Genomic DNA, 22,080 nt, shown 5'->3' with positions numbered 1-22,080 from the left:
GACTTTCCTGATGATGCCAACTCCCTGGCGACGCTGCCGCCTCCTCGCCGCCGCCTGCATGTTCGCCGCGGGGCCGGCGATCGCCGACACGCCGGGGCCCGCCACCACCGCGCTGACCCAGGCCGGCGCAAAGGAGGATCTGGAACTCGCCATCGCTGCGGTGGAGGCGGCCATGCCGAATATCTACTGGCATCAGAGTCGCCGCGCATGGGCGGCGGCAAAATCCCGTGCGCGCGCCAGCGTCGCGGGCGTTACCGACAGTGAGGGTCTGTGGCGCATCGTGCGCCCGCTCCTCGGCCAGATCGGTGAGGGCCATCTGAGCGTCCAGCCCAGCGATGCGATGAACCAGCGGTACCGCGATGCGCCGCGTTTCCCGCTGGATTTGCTGTGGACCGAGCAGGGTGCCTTCGTCCTCGCCGGCTATGGCACGGCCGCCGACATTGCGAAGGGCACGCGGCTGGTGTCGGTCGATGGCATCAGCGACGTCGAACTGCTGCGCGAGATGGTGGCGGTCACCCCGCATGACGGCGTGATCCGCACCGGCACGATGCGCGATATCTCGGGGCGCGGCTTCGCGGCAATGCTGTATCGTTTGCGGGGAGCGCAATCGCGCTTCCATATCGTGCTCGACAGCCCTGCCGGGCAGACCGAGCGCAATGTCATAGCGGTGTCGCGTTCCGCCCGCCCGCCGGAAGGCGATGATCCAACCCCGCTACCGATGCTCGAATGGCTCGACAGCCGCACCGCCTATCTGAACGTTCCGACCTTCAGCAACGCCCGCATGCGCGCGGTGGGGGCGAATTTACCCGATGCGATCCATGCCCTTTTTGGGGAAATCCGGCAGCGCGGCGCAAGAGACCTGATCCTCGACCTGCGCGAAAACGGCGGCGGCTCGGAGCCCAACGAGAGCATCCTGTTCTCCTATCTCGTCGAAAAGCCGCTGCACAAATATGCCGCAGTGGAGGCGCGCGCGCGACACATCGCCGTGACAAGCCTCAGTGGAAAGCTGTTCGAGACCGAGGTCTTCGATGAGGACGACAAGGACCAGCAACGCCCGATCCACAACGGGCGCTGGGCGCGGCGCAACACAGCGCCGCATGGCTTGATTGTCAATCGGCGCGGCAACGGGGACCGGGATCGGCATGTAAAAGGAGACCACTCACGTGCCGTCGTTCTGGGGGATGTCGGCGTAGGGCGTAGCCCGGAGCCGACATCCCCCAGAACGACATCCTCTTTGGCAGCGGCAGCGACGGCGCTCAGCTTCGGTTCTTGAACCGCCAGCTCTCGTTGCCTGTCTCGACGATGTCGCAGTGATGGGTAAGTCGATCGAGCAGCGCGGTCGTCATTTTCGCATCGCCGAACACGGTCGGCCATTCGCCGAACGCCAGGTTGGTGGTGACGATGACCGAGGTGTGTTCGTAAAGTCGGCTGATGAGGTGGAACAGCAGCTGCCCGCCAGCGCGTGCGAACGGCAGATAGCCAAGTTCGTCGAGGATCAGGAGGTCCAGCCGCGACAGATGCTCGGCAAGCTTGCCGGTGCGGCCCTGAAGGACCTCCATCTCGAGCCGGTTCACCAGATCGGTGGTATTGTGGAAGCGAACGCGGGCACCGGTGCGGATGCAACTGCGCGCGATGGCGATACTCAGATGCGTCTTGCCCGAGCCCGTACCGCCCACCAGCACGACATTGCGCTGGTTGGCGAGGAACGCCCCGGTGGCGAGATCGCGAACCAGCGCTTCGTTGATCGGCGTGCCGGCGAACTCGAACTCGGCGACCTCCTTTGCAAGCGGCAGCTTGGCGATCGTCATCTGATACTTGATCGAGCGGGCATGCTTGTCGGCGATCTCCGCCCGCAACAGATCGCCGACGACATGCTGAACGGGATACTGGCGCTTGATCGCATCGGCGATCACCTCGTCATAGGCCTGGCGCATACCGGCGAGCTTGAGGTCGCCCATCAACTCCAGGATCTGGTGGCGCTCCATCATCACGCCGCCTCACGAAGCGGGGTCAGCAGGCGATCGTAGCGGCCTGCATCGGCGATCGGCTCGATCTCAAGCCGCAGATGGTCGGGTGTTGCAATGGTGGGCTCCACCGGCGCCGATCGGGACCGGGCCAGGATGTTGAGCACCACATCGGCGCTGGCCACCCCGTTCGCGAGTGCTTCGGCAGCGGCGTTCTCCACGGCGTCAAGACCATCGACGGTAATGGCGGTGAGGATCTTGACCATCTGGCGGTCGCCATCGCTGCTCTCCTTCAAACGGGTGCGCAGACGCTCCAGTCCTGACGGCAATGCGAGTTGCTTGAACGGCGCGCCGTTCCTCAGCGCACCCGGCTTCTTTGCCAGCACCGGTACGTAATGCCACGGATCGTAGATCGTCTGATCGCGACCGTAGCGCCGCGCATGCTCTGCAACGATATCATCACCCTGCCGGATAACGATCCGGTCGGCATAGGCGTGGACCTCCGCCGGGCGGCCCAGTGCGCGGGCCGCGACCGAGTACTTGTTGTAATCGAACCGCACGAGCAGTGTTTTGGAGACGGTCGCGGTCACCGCATGGAAGCCATTGAACGCCGTCGTCGGCAGCCGCATCAGCGCCGCCTTCTCGTCGTCGAACACATCGGCGACGGTCCGCTCGCGCAACTCGGGATGACGATGGGCGCTGGCATGTTCGATGCAGCGATCGAGCAGCCAGGTGTTCAGCTCCTCGTAGCTCGCAAAGCGCAGCCGCGGGGTGAAGAAGCGCTCGCGCACGAGGCCAACCTGGTTCTCGACCTGTCCCTTCTCCCAGCCAGCTGCCGGCGTGCAGGCGGTCGGCTCGACCAGATAATGGCTGCACATCTGCAGGAACCGCCGGTTGAACCGGCGTTCCTTGCCGAGGAACACCACGTCCACCGCCGTCGACATATTATCGTAGATGCCGCGCGTGCAGACACCGCCAAAGAAGGCGAACGCTCGTGCATGCGCATCGAACACCATCTCCTGCGTCTCGCGCGGATAGGCCGCCACGAAGAACATCCGGCTGTGGGAAAGCCTGACGTGCGCGACCTTCACCGTCGTCGTCACGCCCGCCATCACGATCACTTCGTGGCTCCAGTCGAACTGGTACGCTTCGCCAGGATCGAAGCTCAGTGGCACGAACGCGGTCGCCGTCCGCCCCGCTTCCTCGCGTTGCCAGCGACGGGCATGGCGGCGAACAGCATCGTAGCCGCCCTCAAATCCAAGCCCGCGCAGCACCTCATATAACCTGATCAGCGTCAGACGTTCGCGGCGTGGCTTGCGTTCGTTCTCGGCCAACATCTGCTCCAGCGCGGCCGCGTGGCCACCCAGCTTCGGCTTGGGCTCCGCAACCCGCGTGTACGTGAACACGGGCTCCTCCGCCTCGATCGCCTTGCGCACCGTCTTGCGCGACACATGCAGTCGACGCGCGATCTCCCGCACCGACAACTTCTGCACGAAATGCGCGCGCCTGATCCGTCCTATCGTCTCCACCGTCGTCATCCTCCACCTCGTCGCCAGCCAACACAGCAGGCGAACATAGATGACCCGGAAGGTGGTCCCCGTTTAGGTGCCGATTACCGGGTCAGGTGGTCCCCAATCTCACGCCGAAACACAGCGTGTGCTGAACCTTCTTTGTGCCGCCGCAATGTTTGTGCCCATGACTCCCATTGTCGCGCATTGTCGCGGCTCAACGCGCGAAGCCTTCCAACCGCGGCCAGACGGCTAACTCGTCGGAACAGCAGCGGGAATGCCGACTCGAGGTCGACGGCAAGATAAAGGTAGCAGGTCGCTGGGTCTATCCAATGGGAGCCGGCGACTACACCCTGAACACCCGGGATCATGGCAAGCCGCATTACCCACACTTCGCGATGGTGTCGTCGAACGGCGACGGCACAGCCGATGTGACTTGGAATGCTGATCCTACCGATGATCGCGCCTCCGATTCACTCGGCAAGGCTCGCAAACGGGGCGGGTGCTGGGTGAACGAGCGAGTCCGCGTCTGCGCTCGATAAGCTGGCATTCTCGGAAATAGATCGTTTGTGGGAAAGCGCGGCTGAGGGGAGCTGTCCAGAAAACGGCCGTTTTCTGAACATCGGCGTACTGGTCGGCCGGAGCCGGCCGTTGCCGCGGGCCAATGTCCATCAACCGGTTCGGAAAACAATGTGCAGAAAAGGCCCGCGTACATGAGCTATCCGCACCGAGGCGCCCGATAGCTGCCCGCTTACAATGGCCCCTCGCCAGTTGGCTTAATGCTTGTGCCGAGTGACCGCAGGAACGACGCCGTTCAAGACCAGTTACCGGACGCGCTCTATGGCAAGGATCGAGCGACTGACGCTCGTCCTCTGGCCTCGTCGAATGACGGGTTCCGTCGGGAGCTGCCATTCGCAACTCGCTTTACGAACGGCGTATGTTGGTCGATTGCGGTCACGGTTGATGCTGCGCGCGCATGTCCGCTTCCGTGATCATGGGCGCCAAAACCTGACTGGCAGGGCACGGCCACCTCAAGCCACGTCCGCTTCGCGCTCAAATTTTCCGTTCACGCACGCGGCCGAAGATCCTGAAAGCCGTCGCTTGCAAAGCGCAGCCTTTGCCATTAGACACTGAACCATATGGTTCAGTTTGCGCCGATCAACCTTGATGCCTCTTTCGCGGCGTTGTCCGATGCCACGCGGCGTGGTGTCCTGGAGCGGCTTGCTCGTGCGGACGCGTCGATCTCTGCTTTGGCCGGAAGCTTCGACATGACCCTCACGGGCATGAAGAAACATGTCAGCGTTCTGGAACAGGCGGGGCTCGTCACGACGGAAAAGGTCGGGCGGGTACGGACGTGCAGGCTGGGCCGCCACGATTTCGAGGCCGAGATGGCATGGATGGACAAGCAGCGCCGGCTCTGGGCGGCGCGCTTCGATGTCCTGGACGAGATTGTCGAGGAACTGAGAGTGAAGGAGGAAGGCGATGCGCCCGATTGATGCTGAAGCCACCGTTGACCGAAAATCCGACCGCGAGCTCGTCGTTACGCGCACCGTCAGGGGCCCGGCGCGGCTCGTGTTCGAGGCCTGGGCCCGGCCCGAGCTGTTCAAGCGATGGTGGGCGCCGGCATCCTTCGGTGTGACCATCATCTCCTACGAGGCCGACGTCCGCACTGGCGGCACTTACCGCCTCGAGATGGGCCACCCGTCTTCGGAACAGACGATGATTTTTCACGGCCGGTATCTTGAAGTCGTGCCCAACGCCCGCATCGTCTGGACCAACGACGAAGGTGACCAGGACGGGCCCGTCACAACGGTGACGTTCAAAGAGAGCGGTGGTGAGACATTGGTCACTATCCACGACCTCTACCCTTCAAAGGAATCGCTCGACGAGGCGATTGCCTCCGGCAGCACCAGCGGCTGGGGCGAGCAGTTGCGGCAGCTCGACGCGATCCTCTCCGATCTGGGCACCGGTGCGGAAGGCGCGTGAGCGTCGCAGGGGCAGGCGGATAGTTCTCATTTCTGGCGACACTCCACGCAATTGACCTGCCCCCTCGGGCGTACGGTCGTTACGTGGAGGGTCGCCGGAACCCCTAAACGGCGTCTTTCGGCAAGTTGCCCACCACAGAATTGCCGGTCGCAAAAGGCGGATGACAATTCTAAGGACTGTTCGATGCTCGAATATCCAACAAGATTTGCCGCTCCGGTGCTTGCGGCGGCGGCCCTGCTGGCACTCGCTGGCTGTACTACCGACACTCCCCAAACGCCTGTCTCCGGCGTTTGCAATGTCGCTGCCGCACAACGCCTGGTCAGCGAGATCAAGCCGACCGACATTGATGCCATGCGTCTGACCGGCGCGACTATCGTGCGCCAAATCTCACCTGGCGATCCCGTTACACACGATCTGCGCCATAATCGCGTCACGATCGAAACCGATCCCGCTTCCGCCCGCGTGCTTCGTGCGACATGCGGATGAGACACCAGCCGTCTTTACCGTTTGCAGAGATGCTGAGTTCACGGCTGCAATCTACGACATCCTGACGACGCAACGCTCGCCAATGCTGCCGCGGACGGCGGCGAGTTCCGATGCATAGTTCGACACATGGAACGGCCCCCAGACATCGACCGCCTAAAAAGAGAACCAAATACTGTCCGCCGATCCTGGACATTCCAAGGGACCGTCGCGGTGGCGCGCTGAACGAGGGGAAGTGGGGGAACGCGGCCTAACGCTATTTTGCTTGATCGCCTGGCAGTTGCCGTTCGCAAAGGCCTTGCGGATGCCAATCGTGGGTCAGGGTCGTCGGCGGCTGATGGGCGTCGTGCAATATGAGCGCAAAACCCCTGCGCCGCTCCTTTCCGACCGCCATGAGCAGCATCGGCGGCCCGCCCTTGATCAACAGGCTGTTGCCGGGGCCCCGGCCAAGTTGCACGCCCTCCGGGGTTTCGAGGCAGGTATCGCCGCTCACCGCGTAAAAGGCTTCCGGACCCGAATGGACATGAAGCGGCGCAGTCATGCCGGGACTGAAGACAGAGCGCAGATATTCGGCCGCGTAGGTCGAAGCAGGTTGCACGGGAAGCGGACCAATATCGGAGATGTGCTTGCCATTCTTCGGTCGCCATGAACGGCGCTCGATAGTGAAGAGCCAGATCGACCCGAATGCATCAATCACCGTGCTCGTCGATATGGCAGCCGCTTGGGCAGCCTCCTTCGATGCAAACTGGTCCAGATGCCAGTAAAGTGACTTCGAAGGCAGGGAAGAAAATTCTTGTCGTGCGAGCAGGCATGCGGGCCCTACAGACTCTTCCACGCTGCAGGGGCGCGTCGTTGCCTGCCCCCACGCCGGCGAAACCAAGGTCGCCGAGCCGAGCAGAGCGAGACCCCAAAACAGCTTGCGCATGAGCCCCTCCCCAAACATTCGATGAGAGCATGTCTGATATTCCGGTCCGTTTCAATCAGGACAGTCGGCCGCAACGGGGGCCATAGCTGCCAGCCAAGTCTGATGTAGCGCGAGGGTCCGTGTTCCGGCATCTTTTCCCGAAAGCGGACAGACCGTTAACGGCCAACGCCCGTCACGGCAGCAGCAGGCTCGCATCGCCATAGCTGTAAAACCGATATCCGCTGGCGATCGCATGCGCATAGGCGGCTTGCATCCGCTCCCGCCCCATCAACGCACTGACCAGCATGAACAAGGTCGAGCGCGGCAAGTGGAAATTGGTCATCAGCCCGTCCACGCCGCGGAAGCGGTAACCCGGGGTGATGAAGATCGCCGTGTCGCCCTCGAACGGGCGGATCATACCGTCTTCGCCGCTTGCGCTTTCGATCAGGCGCAGGCTGGTCGTGCCGACCGCGATGACTCGGCCGCCGGCGGCGCGGACCGCGTTGAGGCGGTCGGCGGTGGCGGCGTCGATGCGGCCCCATTCGGCGTGCATCTGGTGCTCGGTCGTGTCGTCGACCTTGACCGGCAGGAACGTGCCCGCGCCGACATGCAGGGTCAGGATCGCCTGCTCCACGCCGGCCCCGGCCAGCGTCGCCATCAGCGCGGGGGTGAAGTGCAGCGCGGCGGTGGGGGCGGCGACCGCGCCTTTTTCGGCGGCGAACATGGTCTGATAGTCTTCCGCGTCGCGCGCATCGGCGTCGCGGCGCGCGGCGATATAGGGCGGCAGCGGCATGCGCCCGGCGCGCTCGAGCAGGATCTCGACCGGTTCCTCGCCGGCGAAGCTCAGCGCGAAGCTGCCATCCGCGGCGCGGTCGGCGGCGATCGCGGTGACGCCCTGGCCGAAATCGATCGTGTCGCCGTCGCGCAGCCGTTTCGCGTTGCGCACGAATGCGCGCCAGCGCCGTGGCCCCTCACGCTTGTGCAGCGTCGCGCCGATCTTCGCGCCAGCGGCATCGCGGTTCGCATCGGGGCCGCCATCGGCGCGTGGCGCGCGAACGCCCTCAAGCTGCGCCGGGATGACGCGCGTGTCGTTGAACACCAGCATGTCGCCGCGACGAAGCTGCGCGGGCAAGTCGCCGACATGCAGGTCGCGCGTCGCGCCATCCGGTCCCGCGCCATCAAGCACGAGCAGACGCGCCGCGTCGCGCGGTTCGGCCGGCCGCAGCGCGATGCGCTCCGGCGGCAATTCGAAATCGAACAGATCGACCTTCATGCCGTCCCCGTCAGTCCCGCATATGCGGGACGATGGTTACTTCTTCGCGGCGGGTTTCCTGGCCACGGGTTTTTTAGCGGCGGGCTTGGCGCCAGGATTGGCGGGGGTCGCCGCGGGCTTGCCGACCAGCGCCTCGGTGCCGGGCAGGATCACCGGCGCACCCAGCGCTGGCGCCGCTTGCGGTGGGGCGGGGATATAGCCGGGAGGATTGTCGGCCGCGACATAGGCGTGGAGGATGCGCGACGGGTTTATCGGCGGTTCGCCGCGTTCGATCGTGTCGACATATTGCATGCCCTCGATCACGCGGCCGAACACGGTGTATTTCTTGTCGAGCGTCAGGCGCGGCTGAAAGACGATGAAGAACTGGCTGTTGGCGCTGTCCTCGGCCTTTTTCTTCGCGGCGGCATCGGCGCCCTCGGGCGCGCCTTCGCGTGCGGCGGCGACCGCACCGCGCACATGCGGCAGGTAATTGAACTCGGCGGGCAGGTCGGGCAGCGTCGATCCGCCGGTGCCGTTGCCCTTGGGATCGCCGGTCTGCGCCATGAAGCCGTCGATCACGCGGTGGAACAACAGGCCGTCATAGAAATGCTGGCGAGTCAGCGTCTTGATCCGATCGACCGTCTTGGGCGCGACATCGGGACGCAGCCAGATGGTCACCCGGCCGCCGGTCGACAGGTCGAGATAAAGCAGGTTTTCCTTGTCGGTCACCGGCGCGACGGGCTGACGCGGCGGGGGCGGGGTATAGACCTCCTGCGCCGCCAACGGCCCGGCGATCAGGGCCGAAAAACACACAATCAGGCTGGCAATGAAGCGCATCTTGGTCTCGCAATATCGAGGAATCATCGGGGTCTAGAGCAAATCCGGGCGTGCGCCAATCCGAACCTTTCAGGGTGAGGGATCGAAGCGAACAATGCCCGTTATCACGACCCCTTGCGGCCGATCTTCTCGACCCGTGCGACGACTTCGTCGCGGACGCGGGCGGGGACGAATTTATGGATGTCGCCGCCGAACAGCGCGATTTCCTTGACCAGCCGGCTGGCGATCGGCTGGAGCGAGACATCGGCCATCAGGAACACCGTCTCGACGCGCGGATTGATCTGCTGGTTCATGCCCGCCATCTGATATTCATATTCGAAATCGGCGACCGCGCGCAGGCCGCGCACGATGACCTTGGCGCCTTCGCGCTCGGCGAAATCCATCAGCAGCGAATCGAACGCGACGACATGAATCTCGCCGCCGATCTCGCCAACCTCGCGCTTGACCATTTCCATGCGCTCTTCGAGGCTGAACATGGGCGATTTGGACGGGTTGGTGGTCACGCCGACGACCAGCCGGTCGACCAGCTTCGCACCGCGCCGGATAATGTCCATATGCCCGAGCGTGACGGGATCGAACGTGCCGGGATAGACGCCGGTGCGAATGGTCATGTCGACAGCCTTTGCCAGATCACGCGAGAATTTTGTGCCTGCGAGGGGCGTGTGCGTGTGTCAAGGGTCGGTCGCAGGGCTGCACATGCGCGGGTCATTCGGAGATGTCGCGTGTCCACAATGCGGCGTCGCCTGCCGGTGCGTAGGTGAAGGCATTTTCATCACCCACGGGTTCCTGCCCCAAGCCAGTTTCTGTGCGCACCGCATTCTCCCGACGAATGCTGTTGATACAGGCGGGCGATCCGGAGATGCGGACCTCGCTATGGATGGTCGATGTACCGTGGACGGCCATTCCCGGTCCTCGTTGCACGATGCGACTCAGGGCAGCATCCTCGCAGCTTATACCGGGCAGGACCTGCTTCAATTCGCCAAGCAGATGGCCAGCCGAATTGTCGGCGGCATGAAAGACAGTCGCGAACACGACGAGCCCGGTCCCCGCGGCGATCACGAGTAGCACGCCACCGTGTAGCCATCGTGTCACCGGTCGCGGTCCATCACGAACCGCGCAATGTCCCTGAGCAAGTCGGCCTCGGGTCCAAAGCTCTGCAGATGCTCGACCGCCTGATCGACCAACATGCGCGCCTGACCGCGCGCGCGGTCGAGTCCGAGCAATGACAGGAAGGTTTCCTTGCCCGCCGCCGCATCCTTGCCGAGTTTCTTGCCCGCCACCGCCTCGTCGCCCTCGACATCGAGGATATCGTCGGCGATCTGGAAGGCGAGGCCGAGATCGCGGGCATAACCGCGCAGCGGGGTGCGCTGTTCGGGCGGGACCTTGCCGAGGATCGCACCCGCCTCGACCGAACAGGCGATCAGCGCGCCGGTCTTCATCGCCTGCAATCGTGTGACGGTGGGCAGGTCGAAGCTCGATTTCTCCGCTTCCAGGTCCATCATCTGGCCGCCGGCCATGCCATTGGGCCCGGACGCGCGCGAGAGATCAAGGATCAGCTCGACCCGGACATGCGGGTCGCCATGCGTGGCGGGATCGGCGAGGATCTCGAACGCCAGCGCATGCAGGCAATCGCCGGCGAGGATCGCGGTCGCTTCGCCGAACAATTTGTGCGCGGTCGGCTTGCCGCGACGCAGGTCGTCATCGTCCATCGCCGGCAAATCGTCATGGATCAGCGAATAGACATGGATGCATTCGATCGCGAGGCCGGCGCGGCCGGCGCAGTCGCGATCGACGCCGAACAGCTGCGCGGTCGCCAGCGCGAGCAGCGGGCGCAGCCGTTTGCCGCCGCCGATCGCGGCATGGCGCATCGCGCGGTAGAGATCGGCACGCGGGTCGTCGGGAATGGCCAGCAGCGCGTCGAAGCGCTGGTCGATATCGGTCGCGACCTCACCCAGCGCGGCCTGCAGCGTCAGGGAGGTTGCGATCACAGGGTCAGCCGGCGGCAAAGTTTGTGGTGCTTGTCGGCCGGCCCTCGCCGTCGAGCCGGATCGCCTCGATCCGCGCTTGCGCCGCGTCGAGCCGTTCCTTGCACCGCAGCCGCAGCTGGTCGCCGCGTTCGTACAGGCGGATCGCCTCTTCGAGCGGTGCATCGCCGCTTTCGAGGCGGGAGACGATCGTCTCCAGCTCCCTCAATGCCGCTTCGAACGACAATTCTTCGATCGCTTGTTCCATCGCGCCGCTATGCGGCAGGCGGTATCGGGGGGTCAAGGATAGCCACCGTGCGTCCGGCCTTTTATGGGGATAGCAACACCGCTCGCTGCGTTATGCGAGTGCGGATCAACGGAGAACCCATGTTCACCAGCATCAACCCGGCGACCGGCGAGCCCGGCGAATCGTTTGCGGAGCTGACCGCCGACCAAATCGAAACCAGGGTGCAGCGGGCGCATGATGCGTTCCAGGCATGGCGCACGACCGATTATGCGACGCGCACCGCTTTGCTCTCGGCGATCGCCGATCAGTTCGACGCCAACCGCCAGCGCCTGGCCGAAATCGCGGTGCGCGAAATGGGCAAGACGCTGAAATCCTCGCTCGCCGAAGTCGAGAAATGCGCCACCGGTTTCCGCCATTATGCGCAGGAGGGGCCGGCCATGCTCGCCTCGCGCCAGTTCACCACCGCGACCGGCACCGCCACCGCGCGCTGGTTGCCGATCGGCCCGGTGCTCGCGGTGATGCCGTGGAATTTCCCCTATTGGCAGGTCGTGCGTTTCCTTGCGCCGACGATCATGGCGGGCAATGTCGGCCTGCTGAAACATGCATCAAGCGTGCAGGGCGTCGCGGCGGCGATCGAGGAGATGGTGATCGCGGCGGGTGCTCCGGTGGGCGTGTTCCAGAATCTCGCGATCAAGTCGGACAAGGTCGATGCGCTGATCGCCGACGATCGTATCGTCGCGGTGACGCTGACCGGTAGCGAAGGCGCGGGGATGAAGGTCGCCGAGGCGGCGGGGCGCGCGCTGAAGAAGGTCGTGCTCGAACTGGGCGGGTCGGACCCGTTCATCGTCATGCCCTCGGCCGATCTCGACAAGGCGGTAAAGACCGCGGTGACCGCGCGGATCCAGAATACCGGCCAGTCATGCATCTGCGCCAAGCGGATGATCGTGCACGCCGATATCTATGACCGGTTTCTGGAGAAGTTCACGGCTGGCATGGCGGCGGTCAGGGCGGGCGATCCGATGTCGGCCGATACCGATATGGGCCCCTTGTCGAGCGAGGAGCAGCGCCAGACCGTACTCGACCAGATCGCGATGATCGAGAAGGAGGGCGCGAAACTGATCCTCGGCGGAGAGAAGCTGCCCGGCAAAGGCGCTTATATGTCGGCGGGCATCCTGGTCGATGTACCGGTCGATCACGCCGTGGCGAAGGAGGAATTGTTCGGCCCCGTCGCGATGGTGTTCAAGGCGGCGGACATCGATGCGGCGATCCGCCTCGCCAACGACGTACCGTTTGGGCTGGGCTCGTCGGTCTGGACCAACGACCCGGCCGAGCGCGAGCAGTTCGAGCGGTATATCGAGGCGGGCATGACCGCGGTGAACCAGATGCTGGCGAGCAGCCCCGAGGCGCCGTTCGGCGGGATCAAGCGATCGGGCCATGGACGTGAGCTTGGGCCATATGGATTGCACGAGTTTATGAATTTGAAGACCGTGGTGGGGTAGGGGCGCCACCACCATCCGTCATCCGCGCGAAGGTGAAAGCGGGGATGACCAGGAAAGGGCATGGCGGCCAGGTGCGCTTATGCCGCCAGCGCCTGCCGCCCGAAACTCTCCGCCCCGGCGATGAACGTCGCGACGCCCGGCGTGGACGGCCCGTGCGACCAGCCAGGCGCGTCGAACACGGCGCCATGTTCGGGATTGGCGTAGATCACCACGACCCGGCCGGTGCGGTGGCGTAGCGCACTTTCCAGCCGGTGCCGCACCACGGTCATGACCGTGGCATCGAACGGATTGTAGAAATAGGCGATGATGTCTCGTCCGCTCGGCACGAACATCGTCGCATCGGCGCCGATCACCCGGCCGGCGGGCATGCCGATATGCTGGCTCCTGAAACGCTCGATATTGGCGCGCGCCACCTCGCACAGCCGCGTCGACAATTCGATTCCCGTTACACGTGCAAAGCCAAGCTCCATCGCCAGCATCATCACCCGGCCCTTGCCGGCGCCATAGTCGATGAAATCATGCGCGGTGGGGTCCAGGTCGAGCGCGGCGAGCGGATCGGTCAGCATTCCGGCGCTGCTTGGATCGTACCGGTTGCACTGCGCCATACGCGACCGGGCGATGCCAAGTTCATGGATGCTGACGCTGCGGCTGGTCTCGGTGCCCCAGCGCCGGTCGAACGCCAGATCGGCGATGCGCCGCGCGCGCCGTTCGGGCGAGAGGCCGGCGATCGCGTGCCGGATATTCTTGACGATCAGCTGCAACACCTGGCCGGCGCTGCGGCCACGTAACCGCGAAAGGACGAATCGCATTTCATTTGTATTCCCTCGGTCCACGATCGAGAAACTACGCCATCGCGCCGCCGAAAGATGGATAAAACGAAGCTAATGGAGATGGTTAACACGGTGATGAGGAAAGCGTGCCGGACTGGCACATTCGCAGGCGCCCTAAACACCGGCGCGTCGGATCAGCCGCCGGCCGGCGTCTCGGCCATGACCTCGGCGACCAGATCCTTGCGGCTGAGCTTGCCGATCATCGTCTTGGGCATGGTCAGGCGGATGACCACCTCATCGACCCGCTCATGCCGGCCGAGTTGCGGGTTGAGCCAGTCGCGCAATTCCTCGCCGGTCGTGATCCGTCCGTCGGCGAGCGTCACATAAGCGCGCGGTTGTTCGCCGCGATAGGCATCGGGCAGGCCGATCACCAACGCCTCCTTCACCGCCGGATTACGGTAGAGGATATTCTCGATCTGGCTCGGAAAGACCTTGAAACCGCTGACCGCGATCATGTCCTTCAGCCGGTCGACGATACGGACAAAGCCATCGGGGTCGATCGTCCCGACATCGCCGGTGCGCAGCCAGCGTACGCCTTTGTCGTCGGTCACGAACACCTCTGCGTCCGCTTCAGGTTTTTCCCAATACCCCTTCATGATCTGCGGGCCGGCAATGACCAGTTCGCCGGGCTCGCCCGCGGGCGCGGGTAAAGCGGGGTCGCCCTTGTCGACCAGCGCGACGCTGGTGCCCGGGATCGGCTGACCGATCGTGCCGGGCTTGCCTTCATTCTCATACGGGTTGGCGGACACCACGCCGCTGCTTTCCGACAGGCCGTAGCCCTCGACCACGGTGGCGCCGGTGACGGTTTCGAACTTCGCCTTCAATTCGGCCGACAGCGGCGCGCCGCCCGAAATGCAGATCCGCAGCGAAGAGAAATCCGTCTGGCCGACCTTGGGATGATCGAGCAGCGCCTGGTACATGGTCGGCACGCCGGGCAGCGCGGTCGCCTTGGTGCGGTGGATCGCGGCGAGCACTTGCCCTGCATCGAAGCGGGGCAGCATGACGATGCAGCCGCCATTGAGCACGGTGCGGTTGAGCACGCAGGTGTTGGCGAAGACATGGAACAGCGGCAGCACGCCAAGGATTCGGTCGGCCGCGCCGGCATGCGGATCGAGTCCCATCACCTGACGCGCATTGGCCGACAGGTTCTGATGAGTCAGCATCGCGCCCTTGGGTGTGCCGGTGGTGCCGCCGGTATATTGGATCAGCGCGACATGATCGACTGGATCGATCTCTGCTACGGTGTGCTGGCCGTCATTGTCGATCAACGCGGAGAAGGCGATGATGCGCGGATCGTCGGGCCGTTTGGTCGTCTCCTTGCCCTTGAACAGGCGATAGAGCAGCGACTTTGCCGGGGAGAGCGCGCCCGCAACCGACCCTACCACCAGCCGTTCGAGGCCGCTTTGTTCAAGGACTTTCAACGCGGTCGGCAATACTGCGCTGGCCGAGACGGTGAACAGCATGCGCGTGCCCGAATCCGCGACCTGATGCGCCAGTTCGTCGATGGTGTAGAGCGGCGAGAAATTGACCACCGTCGCGCCGATCTTGAGGATGCCGTAATAGGCCGCCAGGTAATGCGGCACATTGGGCAGGAACAACCCAATCCGGTCGCCCGGCCCATAACCGAGGCCGGCCAGCCCCGCCGCGACGCGGTTGGCGCCGTCGAGTGTCTCGGCATAGCTGTAGTGTCGGCCGAGAAAATCGATCAGCGGCGCTTGGCCGGTGAGCGCGGCGGCGCGGTCGAACAACTCGACCATCGACAAAGGCGGGAACGGCGTATCCCAGCGTGTGGGATGGCGATAGGCATCGGCCCAGGCGCCCGTAGGTGTCGCGATCAGGGATGAGGTCGGGTTAGTCATTGACATAGGTGTAAGCAGCGGTTTCGGACCGTGCAAGAGTCACGTTTTCAGACACTTGGCAGATGCCTGGTCCAAGTGACCAGCACAGATACCGCGAAGACACCGAGATCGAGTGCGGCCTGGACACGTTGCGGCGTCAGGTCGGTCCGGTCATGAGTGATAATCCGGATATCCGCGGTCGGATGGCGCACGGAAAGCATCAGCAGCAAAGCTGCGACAACGAGCAGGCCAATTCGACGGTCGCGCACCAGACGCTCCTTTCCGTAGATCAGCCCCCGTAACGATTCCGGTGTAACGATCGAACGGCGCGACGACAAGTGGAGCCGAGCCCGTTTGAAAACTCGCGAAAGAGCGAGTTTTGAAGGCGGTCCCGCCCGCTCCCCCTCCCGACCACCCACAGCATATCCTGAATGGGTGGTCGGGAGCGGGAGTGGGCCGGCACCGCCAAAATGCGCCTTCAGCGCATTTCCAAACAGACTCTCAGGCCGCGGCGGCCCTTTTCAGCTGTGGCGATCCTGCGGCGCGAACCCGGTCGCGGCCGGCTTCCTTGGCGTCGAACAGGGCGCGATCGGCGGCGCGGTACAGCGCCTTCCAATCGGCCTCTTTGGTCAGCGGGCCAACGCACACGCCGATGCTGGCGGTGACCAGCAGATCGAACGGCATCCGGCCGCTGCGGAAACCGGCAAGGATCGATTCGGGTTCGATCTGGCGGTCGCGTGGTGTCACCACGGCGAACTCCTCGCCGCCGATCCGCGCCACCAGCGCTTGCGGATGCGTCGTGGCGCGCAGGATCCGTGCGACCACGCGCAGCACCTCATCGCCGCCATCATGGCCGATCGTGTCGTTGACCCGTTTGAAATTGTCGATGTCGATCAGCAGCAGCGCCTGATCGCCGTCTCGGCCGATCGCACGGTTGAGGAAAGCGCGGCGGTTGAGCAGGCCGGTCAGGGGATCGGTATCGGCAAGAAGGCGCGCGGCGGTCTCCTGCTGGCGCGCTTCGTCGCGTTCCCGGCTGATCATCAGGATGCGATAGGCGATCGCCATCGACGACAGCACCGCCTCGATCGCCATCGAGGCAACGGTCGAGTTATCGATCCAGAAACTATACTCCAGCAAGTTGAAACTATAGGCGGTGCGCAGCGCGGCGAGCCCGATAGGCGCCGACCATGCGACGACGAACAGCCAGAGATAGGGGCTGCGGTGCCGCCAGGCGCTGTACAGGATCGGCAAGATCGACAGGATCAGCAAGCCGAACCCGAGCGCAAAGGCGGTATCGAAGACGCGCATCCCCCAGGGTGCGAGGAGCGCCACACCCAGTGCCGGCAGCGCCACCGCGACCGAAGCGATCCGGCTCAGCGCGCGCAGGCGCGGCGTCATCACGCCATGTTCGAAGAAATAACCGAGAAACGCGACCGCCGACACGCCGACCATCGCCAACGTGACATAGTTGACGCGCAGGCGCGCCCGGTTATCGATATCGTTAAAAGCCCAGGCCAGCGCGCCCGACGATGAGAAGGCGTAGAGCATCAGCGCGACGAGCATCATGCAATAGAGCGGCAGGTAATCCTGGCGCAGCGCCCGGGCCAGGCCGAGATTGTAAAGCAGCAGAGCGAGGCACAGGCCACCGAACCCGGAATAGATCGCGGCCAGCACGATATTGGACATCGCCGCCTCGGTTCCTGTCGCGATCGTCGCGCCGAGCACAATGCCGCGCAAGTTCATGCTGCCCTCGACATGCCATAACAGCCGCACCACCGGGACGTCGCGCCGCGGTAGCCAGCGATGCACGATCGCGCCAAGCTGCAGGTGGCGCGTCGCCGAATGGGCATCGGTGCGAATCGTCGCGACCTTGCCATCGGCATAGAGCGCATACAGCGTCATGCTGTCCTGCCATTGGCTGAGCACGCGCACGCCGATCCGCTGGCGTGGATCGGAGACCGACATCGGCTGGCTGATCGCCCAGAAATTGCCTGAGCCGAAGCTCGGCTGTGGCGTAGTGCAGTCGAACGCGGCGGGCGACCGGAACAGGGTCGCGGCGGTCATGTCGGGAGCAGCGCGAAGGATGCACAGGTGGATCGGCTTGCCCACCGTTCCGGCCTGCGCATGCGCGGGCGCGCTCATCGCGAACAATGTCGCGAAGCTGAAGCAGGTCAGCGCCAACAGATTGAAAAACAATGCCCGCAACATGCGAGCGTCTTAACCAGAGATGCCGAACAGAAGGTAAAGAGCGGCGCTGCATCGGGCCGATTGCTCGCATCCGGCGCGCGAAAAGGGCCGCCTTTCACCGTTCCGCCGGCAGCGCGTTCCGACGCTCGAGCGGTTCGAAACCGCTCTGGGCTTTCTGCTATATGGCTCCTATACGGTTCATATACGAATCGTATAGAGGGACTCGCATGGGCATCGTGAACATAGATGATGATCTGCACGACCAGGTGCGCCGGGCGAGCAAGGTGTCGTTTCGGTCGATCAATGCGCAGGCCGCCTATTGGATCAAAGTCGGCATGCTGTGCGAGACCAATCCGACGCTCGGTTTCGCCGAGATCATCGAGCGCGAACTCAGGTCGGCAGGCGTTTCGGCGCAACCATTGGCACTGGTAAAGCATGACGAAGCAGCCTGAGGAACTGGCGTTGCTGGCCGAATCCGGCCGGCTGCTGGCGTCCGTATTCGAGCTGCTGGATCGAACCGCGCTCGCCGGCATGTCGACACTTCAGATCGATCAAATGGTCGAGCGTTTCATCGTCGACGATCTCCACGCCCGGCCCGCGAGCAAAGGCCAGTACGGCTACGGCTTTGTGTTGAATTCCTCGGTGAACCACGTCGTCTGCCACGGCGTTCCATCGTCATCGGAGGTGCTTCGGGACGGCGACATCGTCAATTTCGACATCACGCTCGAGAAGAACGGCTATATCGCGGATTCCAGCAAAACCTATCTTGTCGGTGAGGTGACCCCAGCCGCCAGGAGGCTGGTCCGAACCAGCTACGAAGCAATGTGGATGGGCATCCGCGCGGTCCGCCCGGGCGCGCGGCTTGGAGACATTGGCTGGGCGATCGAGCGACATGCCAAGCGAAACGGCTATTCCGTAGTTCGTGAATATTGCGGCCACGGCATCGGCCGGGAGATGCATGAGGAACCGCAGATCCTGCATTTCGGGAAGCCGGGAACTGGCCTCGCGCTGCGCGAGGGCATGGTCTTCACGATCGAACCGATGCTCAATCGAGGTCGACGGAGCGTAAGGACCGAGGCTGACGGCTGGACGGTCGTGACCAGCGACGGGTCGCTTTCCGCGCAGTTCGAACACACCGTCGCCGTTACGGCGTCCGGTGTGTCGGTGTTGACGCTGCGCGCTGACGAACGGGTCTCCGGATCGAGCGGGCGACTTGCCGCGTAGCCGAAGAAATAGGCCTCCTGCCCTAGCTCTCGACCCAGCCGATCGCCGGATCATTCATGTCGACCGCTTCGCCGAGTTCCCAGACCTGCTTGTATCCATAGCCGACCAGATTGACGAAGGTCTGGATATTGAGCGCCAAGGGCCGCGACTTGGTCACCACCGGGGCGAAATTGTTGCGGAAATTATTGTTGCAATAGATGTAGATCGGCCGGCTCGTATCGGGGCCGATCACTCGCGCCAGGCTCTCCGCGGTGAAATCGGGCAGCGGCAGGTTGACCGCCGGATTTCCGCATGTCGCGCCACTCCCGCCATCAAATGAATGCTGAGGCTGAACCTGGTCAGCTTGATCGATGCTGAACGGCATGGCCAAGGCCTCCTTGGCCGCTCAAGTCTGTCCAGATCCGAGACCCGAAGGAGAGACTGGGCGCTCAGGACAGCTTGTCATTCGCCGTCGTCTGGCGCCTAATGTTAACCATCATAATCCGGGGAGTCGGACATGGTGCGGAAATTGCTGATCGTGGCTGCGCTTGCGGCCGTTTCGGGCACAGCCGAGGCCGGCTGGGGCGACACTTATGAAACGCGGCAGGTCGTGGTCGCCGCCGCCGATCTCGACTTGTCGACCAGCGCGGGGATCGCCGAGCTTTACCGCCGGGTCGACCGGACCGTGAACCGGATGTGCGGCAGCGATCGTGATTGCCGCGACGAGGCCTGGGAAAGCACCGAGGATCAGGCGTCATGGGCGATCGCTCAGGATAAATGGATGCGCCGGCTGGCGCGCGAGCGCGCGGCGCAATTGCGCGCCTGTGGCTGGCGGGGTTGCGAGCCGGCGCCGGTGCAGGCCTATTATCCACCGCCCGCGTCGCCGCCCGTCACCTATGCGGTACCGCCCGGCACGACGGTGACCGTGGTGGTGCGGTCGGGTGGTGGGCCCGTCGCTTATTATCGCCAATAGCAAAAGGGCCGGACTCTCGCCCGGCCCTTCTGCATTGCTGATACGCGATCTTATTTCGCGCTGACGGTTTCGGCCTTGCCCTTTTTGCGGGGCTTTTTCGGTGCCGCCGCGGTGATCTCGAAGACCAAAGCGCCGTCCTTCATCTTGACCGTCACTTCGCCGCCATGGACGAGTTTGCCGAACAGCAATTCCTCGGCGAGCGGTTGTTTGATCTTTTCCTGGATCAAACGGCCCATCGGGCGCGCGCCGTAGAGCTTGTCATAGCCCTTGGTGGTCAGCCACGCCTTGGATTCGTCGTCGAGCGTGATGTGCACATTGCGGTCGGCGAGCTGCAGTTCGAGCTGGAGGATGAACTTCTCCACCACCCGCGCGACCACGTCGGTCGGTAGATAGCTGAACGGCACGATCGCATCCAACCGGTTGCGGAACTCCGGCGTGAACATCTTCTGCACCGCCTGCTCGTCCTCACCTTCGCGCGACAGCTGGCCGAAGCCAAGCGTTTCACGCGCCATGTCGGACGCCCCGGCATTGGTCGTCATGATCAGGATGACGTTCCTGAAATCGACGGTCTTGCCGTGGTGGTCGGTCAGCTTGCCGTTGTCCATCACCTGCAACAGGATGTTGAACAGGTCGGGATGCGCCTTTTCGATCTCATCGAGCAGCAGCACCGAATGCGGCTGCTGATCGACTGCATCGGTCAGCAACCCGCCCTGGTCGTATCCGACATAACCGGGAGGTGCGCCGATCAGCCGGCTGACCGAGTGACGCTCCATATATTCCGACATGTCGAAACGCTGCAGCGGGATGCCCATGATGCTGGCCAACTGCTTGGCGACTTCGGTCTTGCCGACGCCGGTCGGGCCGGTGAACAGGTAATTGCCGATCGGCTTGTCGGGATCGCGCAAGCCCGCACGGCTGAGCTTGATCGCGGACGCAAGCTTCTCGATCGCGGCATTCTGTCCGAACACAACGCGCTTGAGATCGGTCTCCAGGCTTTCCAGCGCCTTGGTGTCGTCGGTCGAGACCGATTTCGGCGGGATGCGCGCCATCGTCGCGATCACGGCTTCGATCTCGCGCGTGGTGATCGTCTTCTTGCGCTTGTTCGGCGCCACCAGCATCTGCATCGCACCGACCTCGTCGATCACGTCGATCGCCTTGTCGGGCAGCTTGCGGTCATTGATGTAACGCGCCGACAGCTCGACCGCCGACTTGATCGCGTCGGGCGTGTATTTGACCGAGTGATGATTCTCGAACGCGGTGCGCAAGCCCGTCAGGATCTTGATCGTGTCCTCGATCGTCGGTTCATTGACGTCGATCTTCTGGAAGCGCCGCAGCAGCGCGCGGTCCTTCTCAAAGTGATTGCGGAACTCCTTGTAGGTGGTCGATCCGATGCAACGGATCGTGCCGCCCGACAAAGCGGGTTTCAGCAGGTTCGACGCGTCCATTGCGCCGCCGCTGGTCGCGCCGGCACCGATCACGGTATGGATCTCGTCGATGAACAGGATCGCATCGGGCAGCTTTTCGAGCTCGTTGACGACCGCCTTCAGCCGCTCCTCGAAATCGCCGCGATAACGCGTGCCGGCGAGCAATGCGCCCATGTCGAGCGAATAGATTACTGCGGGCAACAGCACCTCGGGCACATCGCCCTCGACGATCTTGCGCGCCAGACCTTCGGCGATCGCGGTCTTGCCGACGCCGGGATCGCCGACATAAAGCGGGTTGTTCTTCGAGCGGCGGCACAGGATCTGCACCGTGCGATCGACCTCGGGTCCGCGCCCGATCAGCGGATCGACCTTGCCGTTCTTCGCTTTCTCGTTGAGATCGACAGTGAATTGCTTGAGCGCGCTTTCGCTCTTACCCTTCTCGCCGCCCGGCTTCTGCGTCTTTTCCTCTTCCGCGCCCTTCACTTCACGCGCTTCGGGAATTGCGCCGCCCTTGCCGACGCCGTGCGAGATGAAGCTGACGGCATCGAGACGGCTCATGTCCTGCTGCTGGAGGAAATAGACGGCATAGCTTTCGCGCTCGCTGAACAGGGCGACGAGCACATTGGCGCCGGTCACTTCGTCGCGGCCCGAAGACTGGACGTGGAGGATCGCGCGCTGGACGACACGCTGGAAACCGCTGGTCGGTGAGGGATCGGTGGCGGCGTCAACCTTCAGCGCCTCGAGCTCGGTATCGAGATAATGCGCGACGGTCGCTTTCAGCTCGCCGAGATCGACGCCGCATGACGACATGACGTTGGAGGCGTGCTCGTCATCGACCAGCGCGAGCAGGAGATGTTCCAGCGTCGCATATTCATGGCGGCGCGACGACGCGGCTTCGAGCGCCTTATGAAGCGTGGTCTCGAGCGCGGAGGCGAAACTAGGCATTCAGATTACTCCATGCGGGCCGCTACGAATGCGGAC

At 63.8% G+C, this 22,080-nt stretch carries 23 protein-coding genes; 8 read left to right on the top strand and 15 right to left on the bottom strand.

All coding sequences use genetic code 11. From position 1 onward, the window contains the following. Positions 1-10: 10 nt before the first annotated feature. Positions 11-1,273, top strand: coding sequence for a S41 family peptidase (locus tag G4G27_RS14155; RefSeq protein ID WP_202049576.1), 1,263 nt, complete (start codon positions 11-13; stop codon positions 1,271-1,273). Here the strand turns inward: G4G27_RS14155 and istB are convergent. Together istB and istA are read right to left on the bottom strand one after the other, a co-directional pair. Then, entirely contained in the window at positions 1,257-1,988 is a 732-nt protein-coding gene (gene istB, locus G4G27_RS14150) for an IS21-like element helper ATPase IstB (protein WP_275944100.1), read from the bottom strand. The genes G4G27_RS14155 and istB overlap by 17 nt on opposite strands. Further along, complete coding sequence (gene istA, locus G4G27_RS14145) at positions 1,988-3,502, bottom strand: IS21 family transposase (RefSeq protein ID WP_183109255.1); 1,515 nt, start codon at positions 3,500-3,502, stop codon at positions 1,988-1,990. Before istA ends, istB begins: the two co-directional genes overlap by 1 nt. 1,109 nt (positions 3,503-4,611) lie before the next feature. Here istA and G4G27_RS14140 point away from each other — a divergent pair. From G4G27_RS14140 to G4G27_RS14130, 3 genes are all read left to right on the top strand, one after another. Further along, positions 4,612-4,968: a metalloregulator ArsR/SmtB family transcription factor gene (locus G4G27_RS14140; protein ID WP_183109254.1), complete on the top strand. Its 357-nt coding sequence runs from the start codon at positions 4,612-4,614 to the stop codon at positions 4,966-4,968. Beyond that, on the top strand, positions 4,955-5,458 hold the full coding sequence (locus G4G27_RS14135; RefSeq protein WP_183109253.1) for an SRPBCC domain-containing protein: 504 nt from the start codon (positions 4,955-4,957) through the stop codon (positions 5,456-5,458). The genes G4G27_RS14140 and G4G27_RS14135 overlap by 14 nt, the downstream gene beginning before the upstream one ends. 183 nt (positions 5,459-5,641) lie before the next feature. Next, the gene (locus tag G4G27_RS14130) at positions 5,642-5,944 is read left to right on the top strand and encodes a hypothetical protein (protein ID WP_183109252.1); all 303 of its coding nucleotides are present in this window, start codon (positions 5,642-5,644) and stop codon (positions 5,942-5,944) included. 253 nt (positions 5,945-6,197) lie between these two features. Here G4G27_RS14130 and G4G27_RS14125 read toward each other — a convergent pair whose 3' ends face one another. From G4G27_RS14125 to G4G27_RS14095, 7 genes are all read right to left on the bottom strand, one after another. Further along, the gene (locus tag G4G27_RS14125) at positions 6,198-6,866 is read right to left on the bottom strand and encodes a hypothetical protein (RefSeq protein ID WP_183109251.1); all 669 of its coding nucleotides are present in this window, start codon (positions 6,864-6,866) and stop codon (positions 6,198-6,200) included. 172 nt (positions 6,867-7,038) lie between these two features. After that, positions 7,039-8,118, bottom strand: a complete 1,080-nt coding sequence (gene queA / locus G4G27_RS14120; RefSeq protein WP_183109250.1) for a tRNA preQ1(34) S-adenosylmethionine ribosyltransferase-isomerase QueA — start codon at positions 8,116-8,118, stop codon at positions 7,039-7,041. A 36-nt stretch (positions 8,119-8,154) separates the two neighbouring features. Continuing rightward, positions 8,155-8,934 carry a peptidylprolyl isomerase gene (locus tag G4G27_RS14115; protein WP_183109249.1) on the bottom strand — a complete coding sequence of 260 codons (780 nt, stop codon included), beginning with the start codon at positions 8,932-8,934 and terminating at the stop codon, positions 8,155-8,157. Between the two features lie 104 nt (positions 8,935-9,038). Beyond that, positions 9,039-9,539: a pantetheine-phosphate adenylyltransferase gene (gene coaD / locus G4G27_RS14110; protein WP_183113800.1), complete on the bottom strand. Its 501-nt coding sequence runs from the start codon at positions 9,537-9,539 to the stop codon at positions 9,039-9,041. A gap of 100 nt (positions 9,540-9,639) precedes the next feature. Continuing rightward, positions 9,640-9,993 carry a hypothetical protein gene (locus tag G4G27_RS14105; protein ID WP_183109248.1) on the bottom strand — a complete coding sequence of 118 codons (354 nt, stop codon included), beginning with the start codon at positions 9,991-9,993 and terminating at the stop codon, positions 9,640-9,642. A gap of 29 nt (positions 9,994-10,022) precedes the next feature. Continuing rightward, positions 10,023-10,922: a polyprenyl synthetase family protein gene (locus G4G27_RS14100; protein ID WP_183109247.1), complete on the bottom strand. Its 900-nt coding sequence runs from the start codon at positions 10,920-10,922 to the stop codon at positions 10,023-10,025. Positions 10,923-10,926: 4 nt separating this feature from the next. Beyond that, on the bottom strand, positions 10,927-11,166 hold the full coding sequence (locus tag G4G27_RS14095) for an exodeoxyribonuclease VII small subunit (RefSeq protein WP_183113799.1): 240 nt from the start codon (positions 11,164-11,166) through the stop codon (positions 10,927-10,929). Positions 11,167-11,285: 119 nt separating this feature from the next. On the opposite strand from G4G27_RS14095, the gene G4G27_RS14090 reads away from it, so the two are divergent. Then, positions 11,286-12,644, top strand: a complete 1,359-nt coding sequence (locus G4G27_RS14090) for an NAD-dependent succinate-semialdehyde dehydrogenase (RefSeq protein WP_183109246.1) — start codon at positions 11,286-11,288, stop codon at positions 12,642-12,644. Between the two features lie 77 nt (positions 12,645-12,721). Here G4G27_RS14090 and G4G27_RS14085 read toward each other — a convergent pair whose 3' ends face one another. The 4 genes from G4G27_RS14085 to G4G27_RS14070 all read right to left on the bottom strand — a co-directional run bounded on the left by G4G27_RS14085 (position 12,722) and on the right by G4G27_RS14070 (position 17,520). Further along, positions 12,722-13,453 (bottom strand): class I SAM-dependent methyltransferase, encoded by a 732-nt coding sequence (locus tag G4G27_RS14085; RefSeq protein ID WP_183109245.1) that lies wholly within the window; start codon positions 13,451-13,453, stop codon positions 12,722-12,724. 155 nt (positions 13,454-13,608) lie between these two features. Continuing rightward, positions 13,609-15,231, bottom strand: coding sequence for an AMP-binding protein (locus tag G4G27_RS14080; protein ID WP_183113798.1), 1,623 nt, complete (start codon positions 15,229-15,231; stop codon positions 13,609-13,611). A gap of 149 nt (positions 15,232-15,380) precedes the next feature. Next, entirely contained in the window at positions 15,381-15,581 is a 201-nt protein-coding gene (locus tag G4G27_RS14075; RefSeq protein WP_183109244.1) for a hypothetical protein, read from the bottom strand. A 232-nt stretch (positions 15,582-15,813) separates the two neighbouring features. Beyond that, on the bottom strand, positions 15,814-17,520 hold the full coding sequence (locus tag G4G27_RS14070; RefSeq protein WP_183109243.1) for a diguanylate cyclase: 1,707 nt from the start codon (positions 17,518-17,520) through the stop codon (positions 15,814-15,816). Between the two features lie 206 nt (positions 17,521-17,726). Here G4G27_RS14070 and G4G27_RS14065 point away from each other — a divergent pair, with 206 nt between their 5' ends. Continuing rightward, positions 17,727-17,951 carry a ParD-like family protein gene (locus G4G27_RS14065; RefSeq protein WP_183109242.1) on the top strand — a complete coding sequence of 75 codons (225 nt, stop codon included), beginning with the start codon at positions 17,727-17,729 and terminating at the stop codon, positions 17,949-17,951. Continuing rightward, positions 17,935-18,723, top strand: a complete 789-nt coding sequence (gene map, locus G4G27_RS14060) for a type I methionyl aminopeptidase (protein ID WP_183109241.1) — start codon at positions 17,935-17,937, stop codon at positions 18,721-18,723. Before G4G27_RS14065 ends, map begins: the two co-directional genes overlap by 17 nt. Positions 18,724-18,745: 22 nt before the next feature. Here the strand turns inward: map and G4G27_RS14055 are convergent, their stop codons facing one another. Continuing rightward, complete coding sequence (locus G4G27_RS14055; RefSeq protein WP_183109240.1) at positions 18,746-19,087, bottom strand: hypothetical protein; 342 nt, start codon at positions 19,085-19,087, stop codon at positions 18,746-18,748. Between the two features lie 132 nt (positions 19,088-19,219). Here G4G27_RS14055 and G4G27_RS14050 point away from each other — a divergent pair, with 132 nt between their 5' ends. Next, positions 19,220-19,675, top strand: coding sequence for a UrcA family protein (locus G4G27_RS14050; protein WP_183109239.1), 456 nt, complete (start codon positions 19,220-19,222; stop codon positions 19,673-19,675). 50 nt (positions 19,676-19,725) lie between these two features. Here the strand turns inward: G4G27_RS14050 and clpA are convergent, their stop codons facing one another. Next, positions 19,726-22,044 carry an ATP-dependent Clp protease ATP-binding subunit ClpA gene (clpA, locus tag G4G27_RS14045; protein ID WP_183109238.1) on the bottom strand — a complete coding sequence of 773 codons (2,319 nt, stop codon included), beginning with the start codon at positions 22,042-22,044 and terminating at the stop codon, positions 19,726-19,728. Positions 22,045-22,080: the final 36 nt, after the last annotated feature.

The sequence above is a fragment of the Sphingomonas sp. So64.6b genome, from assembly GCF_014171475.1.
GTDB lineage: Bacteria > Pseudomonadota > Alphaproteobacteria > Sphingomonadales > Sphingomonadaceae > Sphingomonas > Sphingomonas alpina_A.
The sequence above is the reverse complement of the archived record's forward strand: the minus strand, read 5'-3'. Positions and strand labels throughout refer to the sequence as shown.

Bases quoted from the DNA above. Each gene is read 5' to 3' on its own strand.
- map (WP_183109241.1), top strand. From the start codon at position 17,935: ATGACGAAGCAGCCTGAGGAACTGGCGTTGCTGGCCGAATCCGGCCGG.
- G4G27_RS14085 (WP_183109245.1), bottom strand. From the start codon at position 13,453: ATGCGATTCGTCCTTTCGCGGTTACGTGGCCGCAGCGCCGGCCAGGTG.
- G4G27_RS14125 (WP_183109251.1), bottom strand. From the start codon at position 6,866: ATGCGCAAGCTGTTTTGGGGTCTCGCTCTGCTCGGCTCGGCGACCTTG.
- G4G27_RS14055 (WP_183109240.1), bottom strand. From the start codon at position 19,087: ATGCCGTTCAGCATCGATCAAGCTGACCAGGTTCAGCCTCAGCATTCA.
- clpA (WP_183109238.1), bottom strand. From the start codon at position 22,044: ATGCCTAGTTTCGCCTCCGCGCTCGAGACCACGCTTCATAAGGCGCTC.
- G4G27_RS14065 (WP_183109242.1), top strand. From the start codon at position 17,727: ATGGGCATCGTGAACATAGATGATGATCTGCACGACCAGGTGCGCCGG.
- G4G27_RS14155 (WP_202049576.1), top strand. From the start codon at position 11: ATGATGCCAACTCCCTGGCGACGCTGCCGCCTCCTCGCCGCCGCCTGC.
- G4G27_RS14050 (WP_183109239.1), top strand. From the start codon at position 19,220: ATGGTGCGGAAATTGCTGATCGTGGCTGCGCTTGCGGCCGTTTCGGGC.
- G4G27_RS14130 (WP_183109252.1), top strand. From the start codon at position 5,642: ATGCTCGAATATCCAACAAGATTTGCCGCTCCGGTGCTTGCGGCGGCG.
- istB (WP_275944100.1), bottom strand. From the start codon at position 1,988: ATGATGGAGCGCCACCAGATCCTGGAGTTGATGGGCGACCTCAAGCTC.
- G4G27_RS14090 (WP_183109246.1), top strand. From the start codon at position 11,286: ATGTTCACCAGCATCAACCCGGCGACCGGCGAGCCCGGCGAATCGTTT.
- G4G27_RS14095 (WP_183113799.1), bottom strand. From the start codon at position 11,166: ATGGAACAAGCGATCGAAGAATTGTCGTTCGAAGCGGCATTGAGGGAG.
- queA (WP_183109250.1), bottom strand. From the start codon at position 8,118: ATGAAGGTCGATCTGTTCGATTTCGAATTGCCGCCGGAGCGCATCGCG.
- G4G27_RS14080 (WP_183113798.1), bottom strand. From the start codon at position 15,231: ATGGTCGAGTTGTTCGACCGCGCCGCCGCGCTCACCGGCCAAGCGCCG.
- G4G27_RS14115 (WP_183109249.1), bottom strand. From the start codon at position 8,934: ATGCGCTTCATTGCCAGCCTGATTGTGTGTTTTTCGGCCCTGATCGCC.
- G4G27_RS14070 (WP_183109243.1), bottom strand. From the start codon at position 17,520: ATGTTGCGGGCATTGTTTTTCAATCTGTTGGCGCTGACCTGCTTCAGC.
- G4G27_RS14140 (WP_183109254.1), top strand. From the start codon at position 4,612: ATGGTTCAGTTTGCGCCGATCAACCTTGATGCCTCTTTCGCGGCGTTG.
- istA (WP_183109255.1), bottom strand. From the start codon at position 3,502: ATGACGACGGTGGAGACGATAGGACGGATCAGGCGCGCGCATTTCGTG.
- G4G27_RS14135 (WP_183109253.1), top strand. From the start codon at position 4,955: ATGCGCCCGATTGATGCTGAAGCCACCGTTGACCGAAAATCCGACCGC.